13 protein-coding genes are annotated in these 15,021 nt (G+C 45.6%); 7 read left to right on the forward strand and 6 right to left on the reverse strand.

Annotated elements, in window-relative coordinates:
- The first annotated feature begins 25 nt into the window (after positions 1–25).
- Complete coding sequence (locus BTV98_RS01810) at positions 26–688, forward strand: TetR/AcrR family transcriptional regulator (RefSeq protein ID WP_058369302.1); 663 nt, start codon at positions 26–28, stop codon at positions 686–688.
- A 147-nt stretch (positions 689–835) separates the two neighbouring features.
- Here the strand turns inward: BTV98_RS01810 and BTV98_RS01815 are convergent, their stop codons facing one another.
- Positions 836–2,275 (reverse strand): uracil-xanthine permease family protein, encoded by a 1,440-nt coding sequence (locus BTV98_RS01815; protein WP_058369289.1) that lies wholly within the window; start codon positions 2,273–2,275, stop codon positions 836–838.
- Positions 2,276–2,985: 710 nt separating this feature from the next.
- On the opposite strand from BTV98_RS01815, the gene BTV98_RS01820 reads away from it, so the two are divergent.
- A complete protein-coding gene (locus tag BTV98_RS01820) occupies positions 2,986–5,055 on the forward strand; it encodes a TonB-dependent receptor (RefSeq protein ID WP_075102778.1) in 2,070 nt (689 codons plus the stop codon).
- A gap of 257 nt (positions 5,056–5,312) precedes the next feature.
- Complete coding sequence (locus BTV98_RS01825; RefSeq protein ID WP_025644005.1) at positions 5,313–6,068, forward strand: siderophore-interacting protein; 756 nt, start codon at positions 5,313–5,315, stop codon at positions 6,066–6,068.
- 26 nt (positions 6,069–6,094) lie between these two features.
- Here the strand turns inward: BTV98_RS01825 and BTV98_RS01830 are convergent, their stop codons facing one another.
- From BTV98_RS01830 to BTV98_RS01845, 4 genes are all read right to left on the reverse strand, one after another.
- Positions 6,095–6,856: an ABC transporter ATP-binding protein gene (locus BTV98_RS01830; protein ID WP_075102779.1), complete on the reverse strand. Its 762-nt coding sequence runs from the start codon at positions 6,854–6,856 to the stop codon at positions 6,095–6,097.
- An 80-nt stretch (positions 6,857–6,936) separates the two neighbouring features.
- The gene (locus BTV98_RS01835) at positions 6,937–8,028 is read right to left on the reverse strand and encodes an iron chelate uptake ABC transporter family permease subunit (RefSeq protein WP_083606055.1); all 1,092 of its coding nucleotides are present in this window, start codon (positions 8,026–8,028) and stop codon (positions 6,937–6,939) included.
- A 183-nt stretch (positions 8,029–8,211) separates the two neighbouring features.
- Positions 8,212–9,153, reverse strand: a complete 942-nt coding sequence (locus BTV98_RS01840) for an ABC transporter permease (protein ID WP_143505622.1) — start codon at positions 9,151–9,153, stop codon at positions 8,212–8,214.
- A 219-nt stretch (positions 9,154–9,372) separates the two neighbouring features.
- Entirely contained in the window at positions 9,373–10,428 is a 1,056-nt protein-coding gene (locus BTV98_RS01845; protein WP_083606057.1) for a siderophore ABC transporter substrate-binding protein, read from the reverse strand.
- Positions 10,429–10,863: 435 nt separating this feature from the next.
- Between BTV98_RS01845 and BTV98_RS01850 the strand changes: the two genes are divergently transcribed.
- The 3 genes from BTV98_RS01850 (at position 10,864) to BTV98_RS01860 (ending at position 13,144) form a co-directional block, all read left to right on the forward strand.
- A complete protein-coding gene (locus tag BTV98_RS01850) occupies positions 10,864–11,832 on the forward strand; it encodes an energy transducer TonB (RefSeq protein WP_075102781.1) in 969 nt (322 codons plus the stop codon).
- Positions 11,833–11,952: 120 nt separating this feature from the next.
- Positions 11,953–12,630, forward strand: a complete 678-nt coding sequence (locus BTV98_RS01855) for a MotA/TolQ/ExbB proton channel family protein (protein WP_058369252.1) — start codon at positions 11,953–11,955, stop codon at positions 12,628–12,630.
- A gap of 112 nt (positions 12,631–12,742) precedes the next feature.
- On the forward strand, positions 12,743–13,144 hold the full coding sequence (locus BTV98_RS01860) for a biopolymer transporter ExbD (RefSeq protein WP_075102782.1): 402 nt from the start codon (positions 12,743–12,745) through the stop codon (positions 13,142–13,144).
- Between the two features lie 242 nt (positions 13,145–13,386).
- Here the strand turns inward: BTV98_RS01860 and BTV98_RS01865 are convergent, their stop codons facing one another.
- Positions 13,387–13,938: a DUF2799 domain-containing protein gene (locus tag BTV98_RS01865; protein WP_075102783.1), complete on the reverse strand. Its 552-nt coding sequence runs from the start codon at positions 13,936–13,938 to the stop codon at positions 13,387–13,389.
- Positions 13,939–14,290: 352 nt separating this feature from the next.
- On the opposite strand from BTV98_RS01865, the gene BTV98_RS01870 reads away from it, so the two are divergent.
- The gene (locus BTV98_RS01870; protein WP_075102784.1) at positions 14,291–14,887 is read left to right on the forward strand and encodes a hypothetical protein; all 597 of its coding nucleotides are present in this window, start codon (positions 14,291–14,293) and stop codon (positions 14,885–14,887) included.
- Positions 14,888–15,021 lie beyond the last annotated feature (134 nt).

Below are 15,021 nucleotides of genomic sequence, written 5' to 3' on the forward strand. Positions count from 1 at the left end.
TCAATCATACCTAATGGCACAAAATATGGCTCATCAGAACCAAGCGAACACGTCATCTGCCTCAGAGGCATCTTCTCATCGTAGTCAACAAGATATTCGCGCGCAGAATCAAGCACTAATCTTAGCGGCGGCTGAAGAGGAGTTCGTCCTACAAGGCTATCGCGGAGCCACCATGCAAGGTATCGCTGATCGAGCAGGGCTACCAAAAGCCAATATTCATTATTATTTTAAAAATAAGAAGAATTTGTACAAGGCGGTGCTACATTCTATTATTCAAGAATGGAATGAAGGCCTAGTTACTATGACGGTTGATAGTGACCCAAAGACCGTCATCGAAAAGTTTGTACGTACCAAGTTGCATCAAGCGTTTGCAAATCCGAACCGGCATAAGCTATTTGCGCTTGAGGTCATTGGCGGTGCACCGCATCTCCACGACTTTATGTCGACCACGATGAAAGAGTGGGCACTTGAAAAAACGCAGGTAATGAAGATATGGCACGAGCAAGGCAAAATAAGTATTGCTGATCCCTTACAATTGCTGATTTTGATTTGGGCGACAACCCAAAGGTATGCTGAGTTTGAGACAGAAATCGTCGGTTTAATGGAAAAAAATGCTTATGATAAGCAAGATGAGGCGCGGGCAGCTGAGTTTTTGGTGCCGTTTATTTTGCGTGGCTGCGGTCTTTAATAGTAAGTATAGACTCTTGTTTTATAAAGACAAAACCACTTTAACGCTAGTCGCATTGGTCAATGCTCTATCGCTAAAGTGGTGATTGAAGTGCAACGAAAGCTTTTGTCTGACTCTCTTTGTTTGTTCGATTAAGTTATGTGCAAATCATAACGTTTGACCTTCTACGTCAACCTCACTCTGAGACATTTCGCGAACAGGCCTTAGTTCATCATCAGCATGCTGCTCTGGCTCATCAAACTCAACACCATAACTTTTTGGTAAAATCATATCAAGAACGATAGCAACGATACCTGACATGGTCACCGCTGAGCCAAAGATATTACGGAAAAACTGCGGCGTTTGGGCAAATACATCAGGGACAAAAGCAACACCCATTGAGAGACCTAACGAAGTTGCGATGATTAAGATATTACGATGGGTAAAGTCCACGGTTGATAGGATGCGGATACCTGCAGTCGCTACCGTTGCAAACATCAGTAATGTCACCCCACCTACGACAGGTTTTGGTAACTGGGTAAAGATGGCGCCCAAAACAGGGAATAAACCCATGATGAATAAGATAGCACCAACATAAAAACCGACGTAACGACTGGCAATGCCCGTCATCTGAATCACGCCATTATTTTGACTAAAAGTCGTCACTGGGAAGGTGTTAAATACAGCAGCAATCAGCGAGTTGACACCATCACCTAATACACCACCCTTAATACGTTTTTCATATACTGGGCCTTTGATTGGTTCGCCTGAAATCATTGAGGTGGCGGTTAAGTCACCTGAGGTCTCAATACTAGTAATAATATACATAAAGGCGATAGGAATAAAAGCTTGCCAGTCAAAACCAAAACCGAATTTAAAGGGTACGGGTAGGGTAAATACGGGGGCTTGAGCGACTAAAGAGAAGTCAATACGTCCCATAAGCATTGCTACAAATAGACCGAGCATTAATCCAATAAAGATAGCACTTGAGCGAATTACTTTATTGTTAATAATGCTAATAAGTACCACACTGACCAACACCCCGCCGCCCAGTAGCAGATTTTGCATACTTCCAAAATCTTCTGCACCAACGCCGCCTGCCAGATCAGTCAATCCCACTTTGGTCAATGACAGACCGATAGTCACAATCACACAGCCTGTAACGATAGGGCTCATCAAAGACTTAAGCTTGGTAATAAATTGGCTTAAAAAGATTTCGACAAAAGCACCAAGAAACGAGACACCAAAGATGACAGAGAGTATCTCCTCCGGGCTACCGCCTCGATTTTTTACCACAAAACCTGCTGCCAATACCGCAGCTAAGAAGCCAAAGCTGGTGCCTTGTAATGCCATAAGGCCAGAGCCTACAGGTCCAACCTTGCGCGTCTGAATAAAGGTAGCAACCCCAGATACCATTAAAGCCATGCTAATAAGGTAGGGTACGTGCTCACCCAAACCCAAGACACCACCAATAATTAATGAAGGGGTAATAATGCCTACGAAAGCGGCAAGCACATGCTGTACCGCTCCCAAAAATGCTTTTGCAGGAGCAGGACGGTCATGCAATCCGTATAACAAATCAGGGTTTCCTTGAGTATTTTCACTCATTTTGGCTTCCTCCTAAGGTGACTTTTAGTCCAATCTTTGTCGGTAACATTAAGCGATACAAGGGATGTCTAGGCTAGAACCCTTATATGGCCGAGTCCTATTAACGACTCGTATTAATTAGCTGTTTAACAAAGAGTCGCACTGATCCTTGTGCTAATAAATAAAACTGGCAGCGATCATTGATTGCTGTTAGCTGTTTATTTATTAAACCTACTAATCATCTTACCCTAAAACCTGACTAGTTGGTCAGCTATATTAGGGTATAGTGAAAGCGTTAGTCATTGCAATGTTTTTTTTCAAATTGGTGCGTTTATTTATTTTTAGATATGGTTGATTAGCTAGTTGTGGTGCAAGTTGTTGACTTTAGACGTCACTATTGGATGCTGGGAGTAAGCAAGTGAGAAGGTTTTTATTTACACACACGCTTTGATACAACGATTAAAGTAAATTTCTCATATTAATTATTGCCAAAATGTTATTACTCCGTTATTATGCCTCTCACTATTAAATGCTAATCATTATCATTAACATTTATAATATTTTTTTCTATATATAACTAACAATGATTAATAAATTCACTTATTGCAAAGCTAGTCATTGTAAGACCAGGTAAGTATTTGAAAGGTGAGTCGAGGCAAGGACCATTTATAAACGGCTTTTAATAGCAATTCTAAAAATCTAATTTTGATCGTCATTAAAGTGAGTGTGTTATGCGTGAAGTAAAGTTACCAATCTCGTCCAATCAATTGACCGTGTTATCTATGGGCGTGGCAGCCATATTGTGGACGCAGGCAGCCAGTGCGGCAGCAGAAGACATGCCAAGTACTACGCTACAGACCATTACCGTTACGGCCAATAGCTCAGTACGAGATAAAGTACAAAAGGATGGCGTGTATGTCGAAGACTATACACCAGCTGCACAGGCAAGCCACTTAAGTGATTTTTTGGATGTCATACCAGGGGTTGAGGTCGGTGGCACCTCAACGGTGAATCAGCGTATCAGAGTGCGTGGTCTTGACGATACCAATCTTAAAGTCACCGTCGATGGCGCGCGTCAAGAGGGTGCCCTCTTTTATCATATGGGCGATGTCACTCTTGATCCTGACTTGCTAAAACAAGCTGAGGTAGCGGTCGGTAATAACTCAGTCACGCTGGGTAACGATGCCTTAGGCGGCGCGGTCGCGTTTGAAACGGTCGATGCTGCAGATTTATTAAAGCCCGGTCAAAAGATCGGCGCAAAACTAAAGGCAGGTTATGCCAGTAATAATGATGAGCTACTTACGTCAGCGACTGTGTATGGTGCGCCAACAGACAATATCGACCTATTGGCTTATTATGGCAAGCGCGATACCGACTCTGGTGAAGATGGCGACGGCCGTGAGCTTTATGAGGACAGTGAGAGCGAAAACATCTTATTAAAAGCAGGCGCGTATATTGGTGACGATCATCATGTTGGTGCAAGCTTTAGCCGTACCGAAAAAGAAGGTGTTTTCCCATTCCGTCCAGATTTTCCAAGTCTTCCTAACAGTCGTGGTCTTGATGTAATCCCACAAGAAATAAAGCGCGATACTTATACGCTCGATCATAACTTTAATCCAGCAAACTCACTCATTGACGTTGATACCACCGTTTATCAAACAGAAACGCAGATTCTGCGTGATTCTGAAGACGTAGGCAACTTTGATTTTGATGCAAAAGTAAAAACCACAGGTGTTAAGATTGAAAATACCAGTGTTATTGACACAAATAACGGTCGTCATAAGCTAATCGTAGGCGCTGAGCACTACGAAAAAGAATCTGAGATGGCACGTGATGGTTCTGCAACTGCGAATGATGATGCCAATAACACCTCAGTCTATCTAGAAGACCAATGGCAAATAGGCAAACTAACGCTGACACCAGGTGTACGCTACGACCGCTATGAGTCTCCTGAATTTGTGGCGGGCGGTTCTACTTACGACAATGTGGTTGGCGCGCTAGCAGCCAGCTACGAGATTGCGCCGCGTACGCAAGTGTTTGCAAGCTACACAGAGCTGTTTAATGGCCCAGATTTAGGCCAAACTGTCTTTAACAGCAATGGCGAGGGTATTTATGTCAATAATGATCTCAAGCCAGAAGAGGGCTATAACTCTGAGGTAGGTGTGGCCACCACGCTACGCGACCTAACCATTGCTGATGATGCGCTACAATTGAGTGCTAAATACTTTAGAACCAATATCGAAAACTATCAGCAGTTTATGCGTACAGGCGGTCGCCCTGGTAGATTTGGGATTGACTGTGAGACCGGCGCGATAGGCGGTGACTGTCAAGGTATGTTCAACAGTGATGAAGACTATAAAATAGATGGTGTTGAGCTGGCTGCTAACTACACTACTCGTGACTTTGGCATGGGTCTTAGCTATGCGCGCGCCCGTAGTGAAGGCAGTGAAACAGGCGATAGCATCCCATCAGTGAGTGGCAGCGGTGCTGACTCGGGCGATCGCTACATGGTGAACTTAGATTATGCAGCTAATGATATGGTTGATTTAGGCTGGCGCAGTACTTATGTAGCATCTATTACTGATAATCAAGGTGAGACTAAGCCAAGCTATGATGTGCACGATGTGTATGTGAACTATTCACCACGTCAGTTTGATGGTCTAAAAGCTACCGTTGGGGTTTATAACTTATTTGATGAGACTTATGCCAGTCACGCATCGCGCTTAAATATGGCTGATGCTACGGCTACAGATTTTGAGATGGGTCGTAATATCAAAACCTCTTTGACCTATCAATTCTAAAAGTCGTTAACTCTAAAATCTATCAGCTCTGACTGCATAATCGTAGTGTGACTGATGAAAAATAAAAAGCCAGCTGTCTGACGAGGAGAGCTGGCTTTTCTTATCGTAATTTTAGACCTCACCAAGATGGTTGTATGACTGTGCTACTGGGATGAATTTTCTTTGCGTGCTGCTTACACAGAGGCTGCACAAAATTCATCCCAGTAGCACTGTATCGTTTTTAAAGTGGGTTAACTAGACAGCTAAAAGGATAAAAAATGACCAAACCTAATCCAAGAGTATTAGAAGTAAAAGGCATCAAAGATATCACCCCAAACATGCGCCGCATTACGCTTGGCGGAGCGGGCATGCAAGACTTCCCAGCAGATCAAGAAAGCGCCTATATCAAACTGATGTTTGCAGGGGAGGCAGGAAAAAAGCCCATCATGCGCACTTATACCATTATCCAGCAACGTGACGATGAAATCGATGTCGATTTTGTCTTGCATGGTCTCAACCACAAAGGCGCTGAAGGTCCTGCCTCACATTGGGCCAAAACCACACAAGCCGGTGATACCATTCTGATTGGGGGACCAGGCCCCAAAAAGCTTATCAATCACGAGGCGGATTGGTTTTTATTGGCGGGAGACATGACCGCGCTGCCCGCCATCACGGTAAACTTAGCACAGCTGCCCGAGGATGCCGAGGGCTATGCCGTCATCGAGGTGCTGAGTGAGGATGATATCCAGCCGCTACAAAAGCCGAAGAATATAACGCTTGAGTGGGTAATCAATGCCGAAGCAAGCAGCAGTCATTACCCCATTCTTGAGCGTATTAAGACGCTAGGCTGGCCGGCTGGTGAAGTGGCAGTGTGGGCGGCGTGCGAGTTCAATAGTATGCGAGCGCTGCGTCAGTACTTCAAACAAAAAGAAGTGGCTAAGAGTCATCTTTATATCTCTAGCTACTGGAAACTTGACAGCAATGAAGATGAGCATAAAATCGTCAAACGCGAAGATGCTGCATTAGGGTTATAAGGTGACGTAGCTACAGTCCTGCTTAACTATAACAATGTATCGACAATCACTGGCCGACCTTGATGGTTAAGTACCGTCACATCGACGTTATATAAGTCTTTCATGGTATCTTTAGTGATGACATCGACAGGCTGCCCAACCGCCATCACTTGGCCAGTTTTCATCATGACCACAGTATCGGCAAACTGCGCGGCTTGGTTGATATCATGTAGGACGATGACCACGGTTTTTTGCTGACTGCAGCTAAGCTCGCGCAGCTCACGCATCAGACGCCCTGCATGGTACATATCCAGATTGTTTAGCGGCTCATCGAGCAGTAGATACGGCGTGTCTTGGCAGACAATCATCGCAATCAGCACGCGTTGCCGCTGACCACCAGAGAGCGTCGATAAAAAACGCTCGGCTAAGGGTTCAAGCTCAAAACGCGCGATCACTTCTTGTACTTTTTGCTCGTCCTGTGCGCTTGGCTGTCCTTGATGATAGGGATAGCGGCCAAACATCAGCAGCTCATGCACGCGCAGGCGACCTTGCACTTGGTTGTCTTGCCCGAGCATCGCCACCGTCTTAGCCAAAGTGCGCGCAGGGCAGCTGACAATATCATGCTCACCAAACATCACCTTCCCAGACTGTAGCGGTTGTAGCCTTGCCATGACCGAAAATAAGGTGGATTTACCCGCGCCGTTGGGACCAATGAGGGCAATAACTTGGGCGCTTGGTAAGGACAAGCTGATGTCATGCAGGATTTGTTGTTTGCCGATATGGTGGGAGATATTATCGAGTTTAATCATAATAATTCTTATTTTTTAGATAAATTTTAATCAGTTTTAAATAGTTTATGATTTTTTATATAGGTTAGTACGACATGTTATCAACGACGCTGAGTCATAAAAATCAAAATTAAAAACACCAAGCCGCCCGCCAGTTCAATCACCACGGATAACACTCCCGCCATACCCAATACTTGCTCAAACAGCGTCTGACCGAGGACCAAACAAATCATCGCCACCAAACTGACCAATATCAAACGCTCGCTATGATACATATGCCGTGCGATGCGATTGGTCAAAGCGCAGACCAGCAAGCCAAAAAAAGTCACCGGCCCGACCAGTGCCGTGGCGGTGGCGACCAATACCGCAATGACCGTCAATAGCCCAAATGCGAGGCGTTGATAATTAATGCCCAAATTAATCGCTTGCGCCTTACCCAGCATCAAGACATCGCATTGATAGCGCCAGCGCCAAATACACAGCGCGCTAATGGTGCAAATAATGAAGCTAATCCCCAATAGCTGCGGGTTGACGGTATTAAACTGCGCGTAACTGGCCGACTGTACCACGACAAAATCATCGGGGTTAATCAGGCGCGCAATCAGTGCTGATAAGCTGCGAAACAACACCCCAAAGATAACGCCCACCAGTATCAGCCGCGTCAAATCCTGACTGCTTTTTGAAAACAGCACTCGAAACAATAATAACGACGCGCCAAACATCAGGACAATCTCAAGGGTGAATTTGGCAATAGGATTGATGCTGGTAAAGCTCATCGCCCCCAAAAAAAACACCAATAAGCTTTGCAGCAGCACATACAGCGAGTCAAAGCCCAGTAGAGAAGGGGTCAAAATAGGATTGTGCGTTAAGGTTTGAAAGAGCAGAGTCGATACGCCAATCGCATAGCCGACCACCATGAGCGCCAGCAGTTTTTTACCTCGTAGTGGTAGGGCAAAATCCCAATGACCATTGACATTGAGCGTCAAAAACAGCGTCATCGAGACCAGTAAAATAACAGCGGCAATCGATTTTGGATGGTTGCTGATCCATGCCCAAAGCTGAGCCAAGCGACTCTGGCTAGAGGGGGCTGCGTGGTGCTCGTTATTTAAATTATTGTTTTTTAAACGACACTTCGCTGAGTCAGTCTTTGTAGAGCGGCCAGTTATAGAGTCATGCTTAGACGATGAAAACATACGTAAATCCTACTATGCTACCTGTAATAGTAACAACGCCACGCTTATCTAAGCAGACAACAGGACGAATAAATAAAGAAAAGGGTCGATGGTGGTGAGTCAGCTGCTTGATGGCCAGATGCGTTATTATGCGTTACATTGTTATGAGGTGCCTTATTATAAAACGCCTTATTACAAGACGCCTTATTGCTCAGCAGGCGCACGCAATAATAGCCATAAAAACAGCACCGTGCCGACCACACCAAACACCGTGGCGACCGGCACTTCAAAGGGGTAGCGGATAGAGCGCCCGATGATATCGCAGAGCAATACTGCCGATGCGCCCAGTAGCGCGACAGCTGGCAAGCTACGGCGCAGCTTATCGCCCATCAGTCGGCTGACGATATTTGGTACTACCAAGCCAATAAAAGGAATCATGCCCACCGTCACGACGACGACCGCGCTCATCATCGCCACCATACCGACGCCAAGCCAAGTGACCTGCCGCTTACTAATGCCTAAGTTGAGCGCGATATTGTCTCCTAAGCCGACGATAGTGAGCTTATCAGCGATAATGTAAGCGATGATACATAACGCGCCCGTCAGCCATAACAGCTCGTAGCGCCCTGCTAGCACCCCAGAAAAATCACCAAATTGCCAAACACTAAGCATCTGCAGGGTTTCGGTTTGATAAGCAATAAAAGTCGTCACCGCTTCAATGATCCCGCCAAAGACGATACCGATGAGCGGAATCATCAAATAATCTGTCGGCGGTATGCGGCGGATAAGGAGCATAAATAACATCATGCCAAACACAGCTGAGACAGTGGCGACACTCATCTTGACCAGTAGCGCACTGGCTGGAAACAGCAGGCTAACGACCAGCAATCCCAGTGCTGCGCTTTGGGTGGCCCCTACCATTGATGGCTCAACAAAGCGGTTTTTTAGCACCACTTGCATGATCATCCCTGCCACCGCCATGGCGATACCAGTGAGAATGATAGCGATAGTACGCGGCAACCGGCTGACCAGCATCAGCGAGCTGTCTGAGTTGGCGCTATGGTTGATGAGGCTATGAAAAATACCAGACCATGAAAAATCCGCCACCCCAATGGACAAGCTTAATAACACCAAAAGCCCCATCATGATGAGGCTGGCTGTGTTGATAAGCCATGGCGGTAGGGCCGCATGCCGACGCGTGTGGCTCAGAGCCTTGCTGCCGCTTTGCCAAGGTGATGATGTGGACAAAGCGGGACTGGCCTCAAGACTATTGGCGCGGGCCTGGGCACGCGATGAAAATAACGACATAACGGCTACTGGCTCATTAAATAATATGTCAAAAAATAGCTGGTATGGTTGCCGCGTTTATTTTGCGCTTGCAAACGCATTTTTTATCGTGGTCAGATCTTGTAACCACTGATAATAACCACCAAAGGCGAGATAAGAATCTGGGCTTAGATAAACCACTTGGTCTTTTTGCCACGCGGTGGTTTGGGCGACCAGCGGATTGTCTAAGACTGCTTTGGCACCCACGCTGTCTTCACCGATAGCGGCGCTACGATCGACGACGAATAGCCAATCAGGGTTGATCTTTTGTAGATATTCAAAAGAGATCGGCTGACCATGACGACCGTCTTTGATTTGATCGTCAGCGATCGGCACATTGACGACATTATGAATAAAGCCATAGCGTGAGTCAGCGCCATAGACAGACATTTTATTGCCATTGACCATCACCACCAGACCGGTGCCACTGTCTTTGGTGACAGCTTTGGCCTCTGTGATTAGGCTGTCGATATCGTTTTGTAATTTGGCCGCTTCCGCGCTTTTACCAAATAGTGCACCTAAATCATGCAGGCGCTGTTTGCTGGACTCATAGATATTAGCCGTATCGATAGTCATATCTAAGGTTGGAGCGATGTTTGCGAGCTCATCGTATTTTTCCGCCATACGCGAACCGACTAAAATCGCTTGTGGCTGCATGGCGTTTAGGGCCTCAAGATCAGGCTCAAATAAAGTACCCACCTCTTCAGGATCAGGCTGCGTCTCTGAATGCAAGTTGTCTAAAGGCAGGTCACTTGGCGCCCCATCGACAGCCACATCCAGCGCCGCCAAATCCTGTAGCAAGGTCATGTCATAGACGACCAATGGCGATGGATTCATTGCCAGATCGATATCCCCTCTGGCGGTATCGACAGTAACGGTATGCGTCGAGACAGCATCGTTATTGGCGACGTTTTCGGCATGGTCAGCGGTTGGGTTTTCGGTCTGAGCGTCCGCAGGCTCTGAGTCGTTGGACTCAGGAGAGCTACAGCCTGCCACGCTGATCGTCGCGGCAAGGGCGGTGGCCATCGCCGTCCATAAGGGACGTTTAAGTAAAGGAGTAGTAGAACGGGTAGAGGACATGGGGTTAGTAGACATAAATAACTCGGTATATGACGGATATAGGCAGCTTATTAGTAATGTATCTGCCTGTATTGATAAATAATAAGCACTGATGCTTTTATAGAATAGAATTATAAGACAGGGGCTATCATAAAGTAATTGAGACTCATTATCAATAAAAATGATAATGGTATTTATTACTGAGCATTTTATTTAACTAAAGTAAGTAGGATTATTAGTTAAACATTGCGTTTTTAGCCAAATGTTTTTATAGGCATGCTTTATTATACAAAGAGATTTTTGAGTAGGGAGGCTCAACTAAAATAAGGCCTTTTTAATATAAATAACCTTGCAATAGCAGCAAGATAATCTTTGACTAACAATAAAATATCATAATTTATTATTGATAATAATTATCGTTTGCACTATCATCTACACCATTCTACCTCAGTTAATGAATATTAGAGTGTTATGAATTCAACGAGTTTAGACGCGCCATCTCCTAAATTGACACTGACAGCTATTGCGATAGCTGCGGCGCTACATGCGCTGACGGTAGTCGCATTAGCATCGCTCAAAACACCTGAGATAGAAGAGCCGCCAAAAAATCAGACGTCGCCTATTGAGATAGAGCTTGTGACATTGCCGCAAAAAGAGCCTGTCGCAGTGGTGGAGGAGGTGGTTTCTGATATACCGCCAGCTACGCCGCCCGAACCTAAAGCCGCGCCTGCCGTCAAGGCTCAACCAAAACCGGTCAAGGAGCCGGTCATCAAAGAAAAACCACCTAAAGCAACACCACCAAAAAAAGTAACGCCGCCTAAAAAAGTAGTAGAAAAGCAGCCTGACATCGTCAAGACAGAAACGCCAAAAACACCGATAGCTGAGCCTAAAGTTGATACCCAAGCGGCTGATGAACAACGCAGAGCCGAAGAACGTCGTATAAGAGAGCAAGAACAGCGGAAGGCTGAGCAAGAAGCCCGTGACAAAGCAGCAGCGCAAGAGGCTGAGAGGTTGGCGGCAGAGCAAGCTGCTAGAGAAGCTGAAGCACTGGCTGCCCAGCAAGCCGCGCAAAGAGCGGCTCAAGCGAAAGCGGCCAAAGAAGCCGCTGCGGCTGCGGCACAGGCGAAAGCTGCAGCAAGCAATACGCCAGTGAACTTTACTGCCAGTAATGCAGATTGGGCATCGCCGCCGAGATTGAGCTTTCCTGAGCGCGCTGCTCGTAATGCTCGCTCAGGCGATACGTTTAACGTGGTGCTGGTGTTAAGAGTCAATAAGCAAGGTGGTATCGATAGTGTGCGAGTGGCACAGTCTTCGGGCAATCCAAGAGTAGATAAAGAGGCGCAGCGTCAAGTTCGCTCTGGCAAGTTTAAGCCTTTTACACAAAACGGCGTGCCTGTGGTGGGTAATGTAACACTACCCGTCAGCTACGCTGTACCTTAGAGCTTTTTTTATTGAATTTATCTCATTGATTTTAAAAGACATTTATAATTTTTATGATAAGGCTAGCTGTGACATACGTAGCGCTATCATATGATGGTATTAAACATTAAGGATTCTAACATGGACTTTATGCACTACTGGCAAATCAGCGATATGGTGACCAAGACCTTGTTCTTTTTGCTATTGATTTTATCTATTATTTCTTGGGTGACGGGGATTATCCGTGTGCTACAAAGCCGCAAACTGGCTACCACTGTCGCCGACGATTTGAGTCAGCAGATGATGGTCAAGCAGCCTGAGCTGGACGGTTGTGATGCAGCCCAGCGTCGCCTAGTTACTGAGCAAACATTACTCAAGCATATCGGCCGCTACCGCTTTGCCAGTGAGCGCGGCCTGCCTATTCTCGGGACGACCGCTGCGATTGCCCCCTTTATCGGGCTATTTGGGACGGTATGGGGCATCTTTCATGCGCTGCACAATATCGGCATGACCGGACAAGCAGGACTTGGACAAGTGGCAGGGCCTGTCGGTGAGGCATTGATCATGACAGGTCTTGGTATCGCTGTCGCCATTCCAGCGGTGGTGTTTTATAACCTCTCAGTGCGTATCAATCGCCGAGTGATGTACCATGCCAATGACCGTGCCCATGATCTGTTGGCGACATCTGCTAAGCAAGCAGTGGCCAATAGCCATCCAAGTACCGTCCCCGCCGCACAGGTGGCAAAAGATAAGCAGGTCACTCAAAAAGACGCACAGCACACCGCGCACTATCGCAACTCAGCCCCATCGCAGGGATAGTGGCTTCCCTCTAACAAGGTCGTTAAAACTGATGAGGGTAGTGATTAGGTAATGAATGTAAGTGGTAGCGTGAATAACCAAACGAATTGAAAGCAGTATATCGAGGGAAATTATGGCATTTCAACTGGGTGATGATGACGTTCAAAGCATGAATGAGATGAACCTTATTCCGCTGATTGATATCATGCTGGTCTTGATGATTATATTTTTGTTGACGGCGACAGTGCTTAATCCTACGGTACCCTTAGATTTGCCAAAGACCAATGCAGAAGTCAATGAGCCGCCTCCAAAAGCCATTCAAATCAGTATTGATAAAGACGCAGGCATATTTTGGGACAGCGATCCGATTAGTATGGAAGCGCTAGAGGCAAGGCTACAAGAGCAGAGTGCGACAGGCGAAGACCCTTCGGTGCAGCTACGCGCTGACAAAGACAGTAAATACGATACCGTAGCACAAGTGCTGGCTGCTGCTAGTGAAGCGGGGCTATCTAAGATAGCGTTTGTCAATGAGTAACTTTTTAAGTGACTCTTTTTGAGTGACTCTTATAAATAAGCTATATTGATAGATTAGCAGTTATAACAATAAGCTTGCTAAAAAAACCAACAAACCTAGTAATAAGAATATAACCAAAACAATAAGAAGAATAATTAAAATGATAAATTTTTCCTCCAGCCTCGCTTGGGCAACCTTGTGAGGTTTTCTTTATTGTAAAACATTTTAAGTTGTCAGCATTGTTTATCAATATCAGATTATAGTTACCAGCCATAGCCAAATGGACGATAACCGTAACCAAAGCGTCCAGGCCCGTAGCCGAACGGATAAGGCGTGCGTAGATAGTCGAGGTCACGCTGACGGATATAGTAGTAGCGCCCTTGCGAGTAAGCTTCCTCGAGCTTTTCAATACCTTCGAGCGGGCAGACAGGTTGCCAATCATAGCCCTCGCGGCCAAGCTTATAAGCGTTGAGCTCGGTACAATAATTTTTTAGACCTTGTTTGCGTCCTTGCTCCCATTGGATACGGTTAGGCATAGCGCCGTTAACGCTTGCGCATTGATTGGTATAGTGGCCAAAATAAGCACCTGAGCGCCCGCGGATTCCATCTGCATAGCCAACTTCCTGCCAGTTGCTGGTTTGACACTGCTGCGGCGTAAGTTTTTTCGTCGTGGCACAGCCTGATAGGGCGAGTACAGCTGTCCCTATTATCGCTAAAGCCATACTGGATTTATGCGTCTGTATATTACTCACTGTGTTAGGCGCTTTGCTGCGTAAAGCAGGGGTCGATGAGTTTTGTTTAAAAAGATAGTTCATAATAAACCTGCGCGTGTTTAAAATTATGGTTTATCATAGCATTTTTTGTACGAGTGGCTTTTATATCTTGTTATTGAGTTGAATTATTATCTCTTTTTAAGTGATTGATATAGAAGTGTTTGTTTGTCTATTCTTTATGCAGAATAGAAGCTTGTGCTTGAATTTTGTGTACAAGACCGCGATATTAGTCTGCGCATAGCATCTTGAGAGTGTCTCTTAGTTAGCTAATAGCACACTGGCTTAGTATATAGTAACTATAAAAGAGCTGGTCATATTTGATGATGGCTAGCAAACAAGTACCATTTATAACGTTAATAGATGCTTATTAACCAAACGATAAGGCAAGTTTTTCATGGGGTTATGGATCGCAGTTATCATTGTACTATTTGTATTAGGGAGTATGATGGCGCTCAAACCGAACGGTATTGATCAGCGTTTAGATAAGCTGCGTATGACGGCGCGTCGTCTACAGCTTAATCCAAAGCTTGTTGCTTGTCCTGATTGGATCAAAGGCCGTGACAATGAATATGGTCGCGGGATGCTTGGGCAGTACTGCCTCGTGCTCGACGATACGCAGCTGCCGCATATGCGTTATCAAGTGATTGATGGGCAATGGCGACCAGACAGCAATTTTGTCGTTACGAGTACAGATGATAGTAAGCTTACGATTCCAAGTGTGTTTCGCACTCACCAAAGTGGCACAAATACGGTGCTCAAAAAGACCAATTTTGCTCTAGACAAGGCGCCGCTAGATTTGCCTGTCAGTATCGAGCCGTTTGTAAAAGGTTTACTAACTAAATCTAATAGCATTGTTGTTTATTGGGAAGATATCGCTTATGTTCGTCCAGCGACCAATCCCAATTACCAATCAAAAATGATTGAAACCGACTTACTAGCGCTTAAAGGAAATCTTGAAAAATGGGCCTTAGCTATGCAAAAGCAGTCGTGAAGCTGGTAAATAATTTTTTCACCTCCATTAAAGGACACTGAGCAGAAGTTTTTGGCAAACTCTAAATTATTTAAAGTTGACAGTTTCACTCTTAGCAGTGTAACGTCTTTATAACCACATTTTTGTTTTATGGT

The sequence above is a fragment of the Psychrobacter sp. Cmf 22.2 genome (genome assembly GCF_001921745.1).
Classification (GTDB): Bacteria; Pseudomonadota; Gammaproteobacteria; order Pseudomonadales; family Moraxellaceae; genus Psychrobacter.